The organism is Streptomyces sp. LHD-70 (assembly GCF_031157275.1).
Lineage (GTDB): Bacteria > Actinomycetota > Actinomycetes > Streptomycetales > Streptomycetaceae > Streptomyces.
This window is the reverse complement of sequence record NZ_JAVIFW010000006.1, coordinates 278735-293450: the sequence shown is the minus strand read 5'-3', so window position 1 is coordinate 293450 and position 14716 is coordinate 278735. Positions and strand designations below refer to the sequence as shown.

General features: G+C 71.4%; 11 protein-coding genes. 7 read left to right on the top strand and 4 right to left on the bottom strand.

What is annotated here, in order from left to right; genetic code table 11:
- Positions 1-112: 112 nt before the first annotated feature.
- Complete coding sequence (locus tag RCO28_RS14260; RefSeq protein ID WP_308941445.1) at positions 113-1486, top strand: FAD-dependent oxidoreductase; 1374 nt, start codon at positions 113-115, stop codon at positions 1484-1486.
- Positions 1487-1608: 122 nt separating this feature from the next.
- On the opposite strand, the gene RCO28_RS14255 is transcribed toward RCO28_RS14260, so the two are convergent.
- On the bottom strand, positions 1609-3102 hold the full coding sequence (locus RCO28_RS14255) for a hypothetical protein (RefSeq protein ID WP_308941444.1): 1494 nt from the start codon (positions 3100-3102) through the stop codon (positions 1609-1611).
- Between the two features lie 35 nt (positions 3103-3137).
- Positions 3138-4229: a uroporphyrinogen decarboxylase gene (hemE, locus tag RCO28_RS14250; RefSeq protein WP_374991159.1), complete on the bottom strand. Its 1092-nt coding sequence runs from the start codon at positions 4227-4229 to the stop codon at positions 3138-3140.
- Positions 4230-4320: 91 nt separating this feature from the next.
- On the opposite strand from hemE, the gene RCO28_RS14245 reads away from it, so the two are divergent.
- The 6 genes from RCO28_RS14245 to RCO28_RS14220 all read left to right on the top strand — a co-directional run bounded on the left by RCO28_RS14245 (position 4321) and on the right by RCO28_RS14220 (position 11539).
- Positions 4321-4983 carry a DUF3000 domain-containing protein gene (locus RCO28_RS14245; RefSeq protein ID WP_308941443.1) on the top strand — a complete coding sequence of 221 codons (663 nt, stop codon included), beginning with the start codon at positions 4321-4323 and terminating at the stop codon, positions 4981-4983.
- Positions 4984-5318: 335 nt separating this feature from the next.
- Entirely contained in the window at positions 5319-5981 is a 663-nt protein-coding gene (locus tag RCO28_RS14240) for a response regulator transcription factor (RefSeq protein ID WP_128374800.1), read from the top strand.
- 148 nt (positions 5982-6129) lie between these two features.
- Positions 6130-7419 (top strand): ribonuclease D, encoded by a 1290-nt coding sequence (locus tag RCO28_RS14235; RefSeq protein ID WP_308941442.1) that lies wholly within the window; start codon positions 6130-6132, stop codon positions 7417-7419.
- A gap of 277 nt (positions 7420-7696) precedes the next feature.
- Positions 7697-8923, top strand: a complete 1227-nt coding sequence (locus RCO28_RS14230; RefSeq protein ID WP_308941441.1) for an acetyl-CoA C-acyltransferase — start codon at positions 7697-7699, stop codon at positions 8921-8923.
- Positions 8920-11052 carry a 3-hydroxyacyl-CoA dehydrogenase NAD-binding domain-containing protein gene (locus tag RCO28_RS14225; protein WP_308941440.1) on the top strand — a complete coding sequence of 711 codons (2133 nt, stop codon included), beginning with the start codon at positions 8920-8922 and terminating at the stop codon, positions 11050-11052. The genes RCO28_RS14230 and RCO28_RS14225 overlap by 4 nt, the downstream gene beginning before the upstream one ends.
- 109 nt (positions 11053-11161) lie before the next feature.
- Positions 11162-11539 carry an NTP pyrophosphohydrolase gene (locus tag RCO28_RS14220; RefSeq protein WP_308941439.1) on the top strand — a complete coding sequence of 126 codons (378 nt, stop codon included), beginning with the start codon at positions 11162-11164 and terminating at the stop codon, positions 11537-11539.
- On the opposite strand, the gene RCO28_RS14215 is transcribed toward RCO28_RS14220, so the two are convergent.
- Both RCO28_RS14215 and RCO28_RS14210 read right to left on the bottom strand, forming a co-directional pair.
- The gene (locus RCO28_RS14215; protein WP_308941438.1) at positions 11521-13023 is read right to left on the bottom strand and encodes a glycosyltransferase family 39 protein; all 1503 of its coding nucleotides are present in this window, start codon (positions 13021-13023) and stop codon (positions 11521-11523) included. The two genes, RCO28_RS14220 and RCO28_RS14215, sit on opposite strands and share 19 nt — an antisense overlap.
- Positions 13024-13115: 92 nt before the next feature.
- Positions 13116-14630 (bottom strand): amino acid permease, encoded by a 1515-nt coding sequence (locus tag RCO28_RS14210; protein ID WP_308941437.1) that lies wholly within the window; start codon positions 14628-14630, stop codon positions 13116-13118.
- Positions 14631-14716 lie beyond the last annotated feature (86 nt).

Genomic DNA, 14716 nt, shown 5'->3' with positions numbered 1-14716 from the left:
CAAGCCTCTCAGACCGGCCGGGCGCCCCGGCCTCGCCCCGGCCTCGCTCCGCCTCGCTTCGCTGTCAGCAGAGCGCCCCAGGAACGCGGTATTCCGCACGTAGCGTTGCCTCATGAGCGAACGACTGGTGGTCATCGGGGCGGACGCGGCGGGCATGTCGGCGGCGTCGCAGGCACGCAGGCTGAAGGGGCCGGACGAGCTGGAGATCGTCGCGTTCGAGCGGGGACGGTTCACGTCCTACTCGGCGTGCGGCATCCCGTACTGGGTGGGCGGTGACGTGGCCGGCCGGGACAAGCTGATCGCGCGTACGCCCGAGGAGCACCGGGCGCGCTCCATCGACCTGCGGATGCGCACCGAGGTCACGGAGATCGACGTCGAGGGGCGGCGGGTCCGCTCGCGCGACCTGGAGTCGGGCGGGGAGGCGTGGACGACGTACGACAAGCTCGTGATCGCCACCGGCGCCCGCCCGGTCCGCCCGGAGCTGCCGGGCATCGACGCACCGGGCGTGCACGGCGTGCAGACCCTGGAGGACGGCCAGGCGCTGCTCGACACGCTGCGGCACACGCGCGGGGAGCGCGCGGTCGTGGTGGGCGCCGGGTACATCGGCGTGGAGATGGCGGAGGCGCTGACGAACCGCGGCTATCGGGTCACGGTCGTCAACCGCGGCCCCCAGCCCATGGCGACGCTCGACGCGGACATGGGCGCCCTGGTCGGCGAGGCCATGACCGGCATGGGCATGGAGATGGTCAACGACGCCGAGGTCACGAAGATCCTCACCGGCGAGGACGGCCGGGTCCGCGCGGTCGCCACGGACGACGCCGAGTACGCGGCGGACATCGTGATCCTCGGCATCGGCGTCCGCCCGAACACCGACCTGGCCCGGAACGCCGGCCTGCCCCTCGGCGAACACGGCGGCCTGCTCACGGACTTGGCGATGCGGGTGCGGGGCCACGACGACATCTGGGCGGGCGGCGACTGCGTCGAGGTCCTCGACCTGGTCGCCGGCCGCGAACGCCACATCGCCCTCGGCACGCACGCCAACAAGCACGGCCAGATCATCGGTTCGGGCGTCGGCGGGGACTACGGCACGTTCCCGGGAGTCGTCGGCACGGCGGTCAGCAAGGTCTGCGACCTGGAGATCGCCCGTACGGGACTGCGCGAGAAGGACGCCCAGGCGGCGGGCCTGCAGTACGTCACGGCCACCATCGAGTCGACCAGCCGCGCGGGCTACTTCCCGGGCGCCGCCCTGATGACGGTGAAGATGCTCGCCGAGCGCCGCACGGGCCGCCTCCTCGGCGTCCAGATCGTCGGCCGCGAGGGCGCCGCCAAGCGCGTGGACATCGCGGCGGTCGCACTCACGGCCCGCATGACGGCCGAGCAGCTCACCACCCTGGACCTCGGGTACGCCCCACCCTTCTCCCCGGTCTGGGACCCGGTCCTGGTGGCGGCACGAAAGGCGGTGAGGGCGGTACGCGAGCGGAGTTAGGCCCGGCCGCCCCTCCGGGAACAACTCCCGCGGCCGCGAGTGGAGTTCAGCGACGGGCTGCGGGCGGGGCGGCGGTCAAGGCGCGGCGAACGGCACGCTCCCCAGCGCTCATTTCCAGCCAATTACAAGAGCGTTGAGAGCTCATCCCCGTCCTCCAGATCCATCTCGACATACGCCTCGTCCATCTCGACGACCGACTCCCCCGCCCACGCCCCGAGCAGCCCGGGGCAGGCCCAGACCTCTGCCGGGTAGGCGTCCTCGGGCGCCGGGTGCGCGTCCGGTGCGTACAGGTGGTCGAGGTGACGCTTGAACACATCGACCTGGTAGCTGTTCCGGAAGCGCTCGCCGGGGTGCCCGTCGACGCCGTGCGTGCAGCCCTCCTCCGACGCCTCCTCCCCGACCTCCCGCAGCAGCGCCCGCACTTCACGCCCGGGCCCGTACGGCAGATCCAGCGCCCCAGCCGTCCACAGGGCGAGGTGGAGAAGGACCAGGCGCTCGTGCGGGTCGGCGGCGGTGGCGTGCCGGCGGGCGGCCCATAGGCCGACGTTCTGACCGTCCTCGTCGCCGCCCTCAGCGAGGGCCCGAGTCAACCTGCCTATATCCAGGGCCCCTTCGGGGGTCACGTACTCGGCGTCGAGGGCGCTCGTGTCCCGCTCCCCGAACAACGACGCGTGCGCGGAACGCAGTTCACGCAGCGCCTCCTCCGCCTGCTCGCGCAGGAACGCCGGGCACACCCAGGCGTCCATCGGGCCGTCGTCCTCCAGGAATTCCCTGGCCTCGGCGCGCCCTCCGGGGCTGCGCAGGTAGAAACCCAACTCCGCGTGCGTCTCGTAGTGGCGCTCCTCGGGGTCCGGGTGTTCTCCCTCCCCATGAGTGCAGTCGGAGGCGGGGCCGAGCAGGCCGAGCGCCTGCTCCAGGCCCTCGATCATGGCGTCGAAGACGGGGCGTTCGGTGATCCGGTGAATGACGTACCAGCAGCTCACGTGCTGGGTCAGGACGAACCCGGCGAGGGCGCCGCGCGTGGGGTGGTCCGGCAGGCCGCAGGCGTTGGACTCGATGGTCGGGCCGGGCTCGTGGGACGGGTAGTCGTGCAGGAAGTCCGTCAGGCCCGCCACATCCGCCAGGTGATCCTCTGGCACCCGCGCAGGAATCCCGTCGGCGCTGAAAGGCTCGATGGCGTCGGCGGCGAGACGCGCATGCCCGGCGACGTTGCCCGGGCACAGGTCGTCCTCCTGCCGTGGCCGGTTGCTCAGCTCACCGACGAGGTAGCCCCCGCTCGGGCCCCAGAGCGGGTCGAACTCGTCGAGAAGGTCGAACTCCTCCTCGTACGGGTGCCGTTCGTGCCCGCACTCCCGCTCCCCCAGCGCGGCGGCCGCGGCGAGCAGCGCCTCGACCACCGCCCCGCGCGCCTCCGCCGACGGCCGCCAGACGAGGTACTCGATCATCTCGGTGAGCCCCGCCACCCATACGAACGCCGTCTCCCCACCGGGATCGGCGGAGAGACGGCGGGCGCAGTCCAGGACGAGAGGTTCCGCCTCGGCTGCGGGGCTGTCGGCGCGGACCTGGCTCCACGCCTCGTAGAGCTCGGCCGTGCGGCCGTCGGGGAAGACGATCACGCCCCGTACGACGCACGGAGGACCGGCGGAGTTCCTCAGCGAGCGGTGCGCGTGTGCACGTACTCCACGAGGCGGGTGAGCGCGTCCGGGTCGGTGGTCGGGAGCACGCCGTGGCCGAGGTTGAACACATGGCCCTCCAGGCTGTTGGCCGCCGCGAGGACCTCGTCCGTCTTGGCCTCCACCGCGTCCTGCGTGGAGAAGAGGACGGCCGGGTCGAGGTTGCCCTGGAGCGCCTTGCCGGGGCCGACGCGGCGGGCGGCCTCGTCCATCGGGACGCGCCAGTCGACGCCGACGACGTCCGCACCGGCCTCGCCGAGCAGCCCGAGCAGTTCACCGGTACCGACGCCGAAGTGGATGCGCGGCACCCCGTACCCGGAGACGGCGTCGAAGACCTTCTGCGAGGCGGGCATCACGGAGCGGCGGTAGTCGGCGGGCGACAGGGCGCCCACCCAGGAGTCGAAGAGCTGCACGGCCGAGGCGCCCGCCTCGATCTGCACCTTCAGGAAGGCCGCGGTGATGTCGGAGAGCCGGTCGAGCAGGTCGGCCCAGAGCTGCGGGTCGCCGTACATCAGGGCCTTGGTGTGCTCGTGGTTGCGGCTGGGGCCGCCCTCCACGAGGTAGCTGGCGAGCGTGAACGGCGCCCCGGCGAAGCCGATCAGTGGCGTCGCGCCCAGCTCACCCGTGAGCATGCCGATGGCCTCGGTGACGTACGAGACGTCCTCCGGGGTGAGGTCGCGCAGCTGCGCCAGGTCGGCACGGGAACGGATCGGCCGCTCCACGACGGGGCCGACGCCGGGCTTGATGTCGAGGTCGATCCCGATCGCCTTCAGGGGGACGACGATGTCGCTGAAGTAGATCGCCGCGTCCACGTTGTGGCGGCGCACCGGCTGCAGCGTGATCTCGGTGACGAGCTCGGGCCGCATGCACGAGTCGAGCATCGTGGTGCCCTCGCGCACCTTGCGGTACTCGGGCAGCGAGCGCCCCGCCTGCCGCATGAACCAGACCGGGGTGTGCGGCACGGGCTCCCGCCTGCACGCCCGCAGGAAGGCGGAGTCCTTGACCGCGTCGGCGGCGGTCGGGTTCGGGTTCGGCTGCTGGCCCGCTCGGGGAAGGTCGTTGGCGCTCACGTCGGAAAGTCTCGCACGTGCCGCGAACTGCGCGGCCGGGACCGGGTGTCCTTCCCTGCACGAACGGCCCGTTCCCCTTAATCTTCCCCGCATGGCTGCGGTGCAGGGACGACTCTCGGAGGATGCTGACGGGATGGACAGTAGGGAGGGGAATGCGGCGGCCGATGCTGTTCCGCTCCCGTTCCGCACCGCCGTGGACGCGCTGCGCGCGGCCCGGCTGCGGCCGGAGATCGAGATCGACCCGACCCGCGCGCCGAAGCGGCTCGCCCCGCACGCGTACGCCCTGGAGGCGGCGGTGGTCGAGGGCGACGAGGACCTCGCGGACGGCCGCCTCGTCCTGCTGCACGACCCGGCCGGCCACGACGCCTGGCAGGGCACGTTCCGCCTCGTGACCCTGGTCCGCGCGGAGCTCGAACCCGAGATGGCCGCCGACCCGCTGCTCCCCGAGGTCTGCTGGTCCTGGCTGACCGGCGCACTGCAGGGCCGCGGACTCTCGTACGGAGAACCCAGCGGCACCGTCACACGGGCCAGTTCGCACTACTTCGGCGGGCTCGGCACGCGTCAGCCCGCCTCGCAGATCGAGATCCGGGCATCGTGGACGCCGCGCGAAGGCATGGGCGGAGTGCCGGACACGGCGGCGCATCTGGCCGCGTGGTGCGATCTGCTCTGCCAGGTCGCCGGGCTGCCTCCGGCCGGTCCGGCGGACGCCTCGGTGGTGTCCCTGCCGCAGCGCCGCGGGCCGCAGACGCACTGAACACGCTCCCCGAACAACCGACGGGCCCGGCGATCGCCGGGCCCGTCCGCGTGTGTGGGGCGCGCCGTCAGTGCGTCATCCGTACGGCCCATCGACGCTTCGAACGGATGCGGTACGGGACCGTCGTTGACCGGCGACTGACCGACGGGCGACTCGGTTCGATCTTCGGATGATCGATCACACGTCTGAATTGCCCGAATTGCGAGTCACCAAATCGTGATCATTCGCTAAAGGCGGCCCGGTTTGCTGCCGAAGACGTCTGTGACCTTGAAAGCACGGTTGTACCGGCTTCTTCCCCGAGCCGGCCCCGTCCCCGCCATCCTTCAGGAGGCCTGGTGTCCGTTCTCCTCGAGCAGCCCGCAAGCCTGGTCGCCTACCGCCCGAACAAGCCGACCGCCATGGTCGTCGTGGCGGACCCGCGCGTCCGTTCCACCGTCACCCGCCACCTCTGGGCGCTCGGAGTGCGCGACGTGATCGAGGCGTCCTCGATCGCGGAGGCCCGTCCCCGCATCGGCAACCCGCGCGACATCTGCGTCGCCGATGTCCACCTGCCCGACGGCTCGGGCCTGACCCTGCTGTCCGAGACCCGCGCCGCGGGCTGGCCCAACGGCCTCGCCCTCTCCGCCGCCGACGACATCGGTGCCGTACGCAACGCCCTCGCGGGCGGCGTCAAGGGCTATGTCGTCACCGGTACGCGGACCAACGTCGGCCTCCCCACCCGCCCCGGCGCCGCACCCATCGGCGCCGCCGCGGCCCGTATGCACCGCCGCCCGCCGGGTGCCCCGAGCCACCCGGGCGGGTACCGCGAACTGTCCGGCCGCGAGGTGGAGGTGCTGCGGCTCGTCGCGGAGGGCCAGTCCAACAAGGCCATCGGCGTCTCGATGGGCCTGTCGGCGCTGACCGTCAAGAGCCACCTCGCCCGCATCGCCCGCAAGCTCGGCACGGGCGACCGGGCCGGAATGGTCGCCGTCGCCCTGCGCACCGGCATCATCCACTGACCCGCACCCTCGTAGGACCCTCGCAGTACCCCCCGCATGACTCCCTCACCAGGGAATATATCCACCCATAACCCAGCACATCAGTCCCGCGCCCGCCGACGGAACGTTCCGTCGGCGGGCGCCGTGCTCGCACAGATACCCTTGACCGGTGACCGACGCCCAAGAGACCGCAGAAGACAGACCACTGCGAACCACCGGAGGCGCTCCTCCGGACGAAGGCGTCGCAGCCCCCGAGGGAGAGCCGATTCCGCTGCTCGAACCGCGCGAGGGCATCCCCGAGGTGATCGCCGACGAGAACTCGCTCGCCGAGGTCGTCGCCGCCTTCGCCGCCGGTCGGGGACCCGTCGCCGTCGACGCCGAGCGGGCCTCCGGCTACCGCTACGGCCAGCGCGCCTATCTCGTACAGCTGCGCCGCGAAGGTGCCGGCAGTGCCCTGATCGACCCGATCGCCTGTCCCGACCTGTCGGGTCTCGGAGCGGCGATCGCGGATGCCGAGTGGGTGCTGCACGCCGCGACTCAGGACCTGCCGTGCCTGCGCGAAATAGGCATGATCCCCACCCGCATCTTCGACACCGAGCTGGCCGGACGGCTCGCGGGCTTCCCGCGCGTCGGCCTCGGCGCCATGGTGGAGTCGGTGCTCGGGTACGTGCTCGAGAAGGGCCACTCCGCCGTCGACTGGTCGACGCGGCCGCTGCCCGACCCCTGGCTGCGGTACGCCGCGCTCGACGTGGAGCTCCTCGTGGACCTGCGCGACAGCCTGGAGAAGGAGCTCGACCGGCAGGGCAAGCTGGAGTGGGCGCACCAGGAGTTCGACGCGATCGCCAGCGCCCCGCCGCCGCCCCCGCGCAAGGACCCGTGGCGGCGTACGTCCGGCATGCACAAGGTGCGCCGACGCCGGCAGATGGCGGTCGTACGGGAGCTGTGGACGGCCCGCGACAAGGTGGCGCAGCGGCGTGACGTGTCGCCCGGCAAGGTGCTCGGCGACGCCGCGATCGTGGAGGCCGCGCTCGCGCTGCCGCCCAACGTGCACGCGCTGCGGCAGCTGCCCGGCTTCGGGCACCGGATGGGCCAGCGTCAGCTGGAGCAGTGGCAGGCCGGGGTGGACCGCGCCAAGGCGCTGCCGGAGAGTGAACTCCCGCAGCCGGGACAGCAGTTGACGGGTCCGCCGCCGCCCCGCTCGTGGGCGGACCGCGACCCGGCGGCGGCCGCACGCCTCTCTGCCGCGCGGGCCGCGGTGACGGCGCTCGCGGAGGAGCTGAACATGCCGCAGGAGAACCTGATCACTCCGGACACGGTGCGGCGGGTGTGTTGGGAGCCGCCGGCCACCCTGGACGCCGACTCGGTCGCCGCGGCGCTCGTCGGGTACGGGGCGCGGCCTTGGCAGGTGGAACAGGTGGCTCCGGTCCTGGTGACCGCACTGGCGGCCAGGGCGGGGTAGGGCTTCCCGCCGCCCCGCCCCGAAAGCCTGCGGCAGCTTCCGGGGCTCCGCCCCAAGACCCCCTCCCCCAGCTACCGCTGGGGGTGCCCCCACCTCAAACGCCGGAGAGGCTGATTCGTCAGCCTCTCCGGCGTTTCGCATTGCTCTCACGGAGTGTGACCTTCGCCGCTCCGGGCGGGGGGCCTGTTCGACTTGGTTACCGGCAAGTAGCATGTGCCGAGTAGCCGCCGGAGCACGCCCAGCGGCAGCGATCCCGCACCCCTGGAGGAGAGCCATCGTGCCTCGTACCATCAGGGACGTCGTCTTCGTCGACGGCGTCCGCACCCCGTTCGGCAAGGCGGGCCCGAAGGGCATCTACCACGAGACCCGCGCCGATGATCTCGTCGTGAAGTCCATCCGGGAGCTGCTGCGCCGCAACCCGAACCTCGACCCCGCCCAGATCGACGAGGTCGCCATCGCCGCGACCACGCAGATCGGCGACCAGGGCCTGACCCTGGGCCGCACGGCGGGCATCCTCGCCGGGCTGCCGCAGTCGGTCCCCGGCTACTCCATCGACCGCATGTGCGCCGGCGCCCTGACCGCCGTGACCGCCATGGCCGGCGGTGTCGCCTTCGGCGCGTACGACGTCGCCGTCGCCGGTGGTGTCGAGCACATGGGCCGCCACCCCATGGGTGAGGGCGTCGACCCGAACCCGCGGTTCGTCAGCGAGAAGCTGGTCGACGAGTCCGCCCTGTTCATGGGCATGACCGCCGAGAACCTGCACGACCGCTACCCGAGCATCACCAAGCAGCGCGCCGACGAGTACGCGGTCCGCTCGCAGGAGAAGGCCGCCAAGGCCTACGCCGACGGCAAGATCCAGGCCGACCTGGTGCCGATCTCCGTACGCCGGACCAACGAGGAGGCTGGTGAGACCGGTTGGGGCCTCGCCACCGCCGACGAGCCGATGCGTCCGGGCACCACCCTGGAGAACCTGGCCGGGCTCAAGACGCCGTTCCGTACGCACGGTCGCGTCACCGCCGGTAACGCCGCGGGTCTGAACGACGGCGCCACCGCCTCGCTGATCGCCTCCGAGGACTTCGCGCGGGAGAACAACCTCCCGGTCAAGATGCGCCTCGTCTCGTACGCCTTCGCGGGTGTCGAGCCGGAGGTCATGGGTTACGGCCCGATCCCCGCGACCGAGAAGGCCCTCGCCAAGGCCGGGCTCTCGATCGAGGACATCAACCTGTTCGAGGTCAACGAGGCCTTCGCCGTGCAGGTGCTCGCGTTCCTGGAGCACTACGGCATCGCGGACGACGACGCGCGCGTCAACCAGTACGGCGGCGCCATCGCGTTCGGTCACCCCCTCGCCTCCTCCGGTGTGCGTCTGATGACGCAGCTGGCGCGGCAGTTCGAGGAGCAGCCGGAGGTCCGTTACGGCCTCACGACCATGTGCGTCGGCTTCGGCATGGGCGCGACGGTCATCTGGGAGAACCCGCACCACAAGGACGCCGGAGGCGACAAGTGAGCACCACCACCGCTGAGCTTCTGAAGGGTGCGGCCACGCTGTTCCCCGACGAGGTAGTGACGCAGGCGCACGTACGCCACCTCGAACTGCCTTACGGGGCGGGCAAGTTCGCCCTGATCACGCTCGACAACGGCCTGGACCACACCAAGCCGACCACCTTCGGGCCGCAGTCCCTGGCCAACCTCGACGTGGCCATCAGCCAGGTCGAGAAGGAGGCCGCCGAGGGCTCGATCGTCGGCGTCGGCCTCACCGGCAAGCCGTTCATCTTCGCGGTCGGCGCCGACCTCAAGGGTGTCGAGCTGCTCAAGCAGCACTCGGACGCGCTGGCCATCGGCAAGGGCGGCCACGACGTCTTCAAGCGCCTCTCCGCGCTCGCCGTGCCGACCTTCGCGTACTACAACGGCGCGGCCATGGGCGGCGGTGTCGAGGCCGGTCTGCACTGCACGTACCGCACCGTCTCCAAGGCGCTGCCCGCGTTCTCGCTGCCCGAGGTCTTCCTCGGCCTGGTGCCCGGCTGGGGCGGCTGCGCCCTGCTGCCGAACCTGATCGGTGCCGAGAACGCCGTCCAGGTCATCATCGAGAACTCGCTCAACCAGAACCGCCAGCTCAAGGGCAAGCAGGTCTTCGAACTCGGCATCGCCGACGCGCTGTTCGAGGGTGCGGACTTCCTGGAGCAGTCGCTGCTGTGGACCGCGCAGGTCCTCAAGGGCGACGTCAAGGTGGAGCGCCCCGAGGTCGACCGCGGCGAGGCCTGGGACCAGGCCGTCGCCAAGGGCCGGTTCATCGCCGACTCCAAGGTGCACGGCGCCGCCCCGGCCGCGTACCGCGCGCTCGACATCATCGCCGCCGCCAAGAGCGGTGACCTGCAGGCCGGCTTCGACGCCGAGGACCAGGCGCTCGCCGACCTGATCATGGGTGGCGAACTGCGCGCCGGGCTCTACGCGTTCAACCTGGTGCAGAAGCGCGGCAAGCGTCCCGCGGGCGCGCCGTCGAAGGACCTGGCGCGTCCGGTCAGCAAGGTCGGCGTCGTGGGTGCGGGCCTGATGGCCTCGCAGCTCGCGCTGCTCTTCCTGCGCCGCCTCGAGGTGCCGGTCGTCCTGACCGACATCGACCAGGAGCGCGTCGACAAGGGTGTGGGCTACGTCCACGCCGAGATCGACAAGCTGCTCGGCAAGGGCCGCATCAACCAGGACAAGGCGAACCGCCTGAAGGCCCTGGTGACCGGTGTGCTCGACAAGGCCGAGGGCTTCTCCGACGCCGACTTCGTCATCGAGGCCGTCTTCGAGGAGATCGGCGTCAAGCAGCAGGTGTTCGCCGAGGTCGAGGCCGTCGCCCCCGCGCACGCGATCTTCGCCACCAACACCTCCTCGCTGTCGGTCACCGAGATGGCGTCGAAGCTCAAGCACCCCGAGCGGGTCGTCGGCTTCCACTTCTTCAACCCGGTCGCCGTACTGCCGCTCCTGGAGATCGTGCGTGGCGAGCAGACCGACGACGCCTCGCTGGCCACCGCGTTCGGTGTCGCCAAGAAGCTGAAGAAGACCGCGGTTCTCGTGAAGGACGCCCCGGCGTTCGTCGTGAACCGCATCCTGACCCGCTTCATGGGCGAGGTGCAGAACGTCATCGACGAGGGCACCCCGGTCGCCGTCGCCGAGAAGGGCGTCGAGCCGCTCGGCCTGCCGATGTCGCCGCTGGTCCTCCTGGAGCTGGTCGGCCCGGCCATCGGCCTGCATGTCTCCGAGACCCTGAACCGCGCCTTCCCGGAGCGCTTCACGGTCTCCCCGAACCTCGCGGCGGTCGTCAAGGCCGGCAAGCGCGGCTTCTACGTCTACGACAGCGGCAAGCCGGAGCTCGACCCCGAGGTCCAGGCGCTCCTCAAGCAGGGCGACAGCGTCCTGACGGAGGAGCAGGTCCGCGACCGCGTGCTCGACGCGGTGGCCCAGGAGATCGGCCTGATGCTCGACGAGGGTGTCGTCGCCGAGGCCCAGGACATCGACCTGTGCCTGATCACCGGCGCGGGCTGGCCCTTCCACCTGGGCGGCATCACGCCGTACCTGGACCGTGAGGGCGTCTCCGAGCGCGTCAACGGCAAGCGGTTCCTGGAGCAGGGCGTGGCGAGCGTGCCCGCCTAGTCCGGCCCTTTCTCGTACGGCTGCCCCTGACGCCTCGTCGGCGTCGGGGGCAGCGGTGCGTCGAGGGCTCTCGTACGACGGTCGGGGCGCGGCGTGAAAGAGTCGGCGCATGCGCACTCTGCTCGTCGTGGACGCCGCCAACACCGTCGGATCGGTGCCAGACGGGTGGTGGCGCGACCGCAGGGGGGCGGCCGAGCGGCTGCGGGACGGGCTCGTGGCATACGCCGAGGCGGGGATCGACGGCCATCCCGGCCCGCTCGATGTCGTCCTCGTCGTGGAGGGCGCCGCGCGCGGCGTGGAGTCCCTGCCGGATGTGCGGGTCGAGTCGGCGCCCGCGAGCGGTGACGACCGGATCGTGGAGCTGGTCGCGGAGGCCGCCGCGGAGGTCACGGTCGTGGTCACCGCCGACCGTGAACTGCGGCGCAGGGTCGAGGAGTTGGGCGCGGTGTGCGTCGGGCCGCGTACGGTCTATCCGACGCGGCGGTAGATGATCGCGCCCTCCACGACCGCCGTGCGCTCGTACCCGGCGGCGAGGAGGGCGCGGAGCGTGGGCAGGGCGTCGGGGGTGTAGGGCTTGCCGCGGGAGTCGTCGACGATCAGGTCGGGCAGGTTCTCGGCCATCTCCGTACGGAACACGTCCCAGGCGCCCTTCACGGCGTACTTCTCCCCCACCTGGGGGCCGTTGCGGCCGCCGCTGTAATTCGTGAGGAAGCCCGCGGTGAGGTAGCGGGTGGCGGGGGTGCGGTCGGCGAGCCAGTACGTCTCGGGGTGCATGCCCCAGACGAGGACGCGGTCGTCGGGGTCGGTGGCGCGGCCGATCGCCGACGCGAGCCGCTCGGCGTGCGCGAGGTCGGGGCGCGGCGCGAGCAGCCCCCAGGCGAGGAACAGGGCGCAGGCGAGCGCGGACGTGCTGAGCGTCGCCGAGGTCCACTCGCGCGGCAGGCTCTGCAGGGCGGCGGTGCCCAACAGGGCGAGGGCGGGGACCAGTTGGAGGTAGTAGTGGCCGAAGAAGTGGAAGCCGACGCAGACGGCGACCGCGGACGCGCCGAGCCACAGCCACAGGTCGGCCGCCCCGGTGCGGGCGATCCGCAGCACCCGCAGGACGGCCGGGATCAGCCCCGCGCAGGCGACGGCGAGCAGCGCGGTGTTGGTCAACGCCCGTGACAGTACGTGCAGTTCGGAGCCGGTGAACGAGGCGTACGCGCCTGATCCGGTGACCGTCCAGAACAGAAAGCCCCGCGGGTCGGTGGCGAAGGCGGCCGCAAGCACGGGCAGCACGGCACCCGCCGCGAGCCACAGCACGTCGGCCCGCCGCGCACCCGAGCGCCACAGCATCCAGAGCACGGGCAGGAGGACGGCCCCGCCGGTCTGCTTGGCGAGGAAGGCCGTGGCGACGGCGAGACCGCACCAGGCCCAGCGGCGCCGGTCGGCGAGCCATATGGCGGCCGCGGTCGCCGGGAGCATGAACACCTCGAACGTGGCGGCCTGCGTGTCCTCGGGGTTGAGCCCGATGGAGAGGAACAGGTAGAGGACGCCGGCGGTGCGGCCCGCGCCGTCGCCCCAGCGGCGGCGGGCGAGCGAGGCGAGGAGCAGGGCCGTGGCGAGGTGGGCGAGGACGGCGAGGACCTTCAGGGGTAACAGCGAGTCGTCGCCGAACGCGGCGAAGGCGGCCTCGTAAAGCCAGGGCAGGAGCGGGGGTTTGCGGTCGACGACGGTCTCGTAGAGTGCGCCGCCGTCGGCCAGCATGCGGGCCTGGACGGCGAGATAGCCCTCGTCCGGGTTCCACAGCTTGAGGCGGAACGACGGGATGCGGGTGACGCAGGCGAGCAGAGTGAGGGCGATGACGAGCCGGGGCCAGTACGCGGTCCGCCGCCCCGTCCGCGCGCGGACGGGGCGGGCGTCCCCTCTGACGCGCTGGTGCGGCAGCGTCGGCGTAGTGGGGGGCGGGTCGGAACGCTGCTCGGCCGGCATGGGCGCCAAGGTATCTGGCGTTGTGGTGGGGGCGGTTGAGGGGGGACGCGGTTCGCCCTACGGCGGAGCCGCATATGTCAGAGCCCGCGCCCCTATCGGGGCTCCCCGCCCGACAGCTCCCGTCCCAGCCTGCTGCGGCTGCGGCCGTACAGGAAGTACACGATGACGCCGAGGACCATCCAGACGCCGAACCGGAGCCAGGTCTCGCCCGGCAGGTTCAGCATCAGCCACAGCGAGGCGGCGATGGAGAGGATCGGCAGCACCGGCACCCACGGGGTGCGGAAGGCGCGGGGCAGGTCGGGGCGGGTGCGGCGGAGCACCAGCACACCGGCGGCGACCACCACGAAGGCGAACAGGGTGCCGATGTTCACCAGAGTCGCCAGCTCGTTGATGCTGGTGAAGCCGGCGACGATCGCGATGACCACGCCGAGCAGGATGGTCGGCCGGTACGGGGTGCCGAACTTCGGGTGGGTGATGGCGAAGAACCGCGGCAGCAGCCCGTCCCGGCTCATCGCGAAGAACACCCGGGTCTGGCCGAGCAGCAGGATCAGACAGACCGTCGTGAGGCCGACGGCGGCGCCGAAGCTGATCACGCCCGCGTAGACCGGATGCCCGACGGACTTGAAGGCGTCGGCCAGCGGGGCGCTGACGGACAGTTCCGTGTAGTGCTGCATACCGGTGACGACCAGCGCCACCGCCACGTACAGGAAGGTGCAGATGAGGAGCGAGCCGAGGATGCCGCGGGGCATGTCGCGCTGCGGCAGCTTGGTCTCCTCGGCGGCGGTGGCCACCACGTCGAAGCCGATGAAGGCGAAGAAGACCACGGACGCGGCGGTGAAGATGCCCATCACGCCGAAGTTGGTGGGCTCGTAGCCGAACATCAGCTGGACCAGCGGGGCGGTCTCCCAGGCGCCGCCGGTCTCCGGGGTGACCGGGTCGGGGATGAACGGCTTGTAGTTGTCGCCGACGACGAAGAACAGACCGGCGACGATGACGATCATGACCACGGTGACCTTGATCGCGACGACCAGGGCGGTGAACCGGGCGGACAGCTTCATGCCGAGCACCAGGATCACGGTCAGGACCAGAACCAGGATGAAGGCCAGGATGTCGAAGCTGCCTCCTGGCACGTCCGGCCCTTCCAGCGCCGTTGGTAGGTGCCAGCCGGCGTTGTCCATCAGCGAGCGCACATAGCCGGACCAGCCGACCGCGACCACCGCCGTGCCGAGCGCGAACTCCAGGACGAGGTCCCAGCCGATGATCCAGGCAGGCAGCTCGCCGATGGACGCGTACGCGAACGTGTACGCCGAACCGGCGACGGGCACGGTCGACGCGAACTCCGCGTAGCACAGGGCGGCAAGGGCGCAGACGATGCCCGCGGCGACGAAGGCCAGCGCGGTCGCCGGGCCCGCGTTCTCCTTCGCCACCTTGCCGGTGAGGACGAAGATGCCGGTGCCGATGATGACGCCGACGCCGAAGACCGTCAGGTCCCAGGCGGACAGCGACTTCTTGAGCGCGTGCTCCGGCTCCTCGGTGTCCTGGATCGACTGTTCGACGGTCTTGGTGCGGAACAGTCCGCCGGAGGGCGGACGTGTGCTGCTGCTCACGGGCGTGCTCCCTTGCTGACGATGCTCGCCATGATCGAAACCGGTACGGCGTGCCTGTGTGCCGGTATGCCCGAATGGCAAGGAGT

Bases quoted from the DNA above. Each gene is read 5' to 3' on its own strand.
- RCO28_RS14260 (WP_308941445.1), top strand. From the start codon at position 113: ATGAGCGAACGACTGGTGGTCATCGGGGCGGACGCGGCGGGCATGTCG.
- RCO28_RS14245 (WP_308941443.1), top strand. From the start codon at position 4,321: ATGGCTGCGGTGCAGGGACGACTCTCGGAGGATGCTGACGGGATGGAC.
- RCO28_RS14220 (WP_308941439.1), top strand. From the start codon at position 11,162: ATGCGCACTCTGCTCGTCGTGGACGCCGCCAACACCGTCGGATCGGTG.
- RCO28_RS14215 (WP_308941438.1), bottom strand. From the start codon at position 13,023: ATGCCGGCCGAGCAGCGTTCCGACCCGCCCCCCACTACGCCGACGCTG.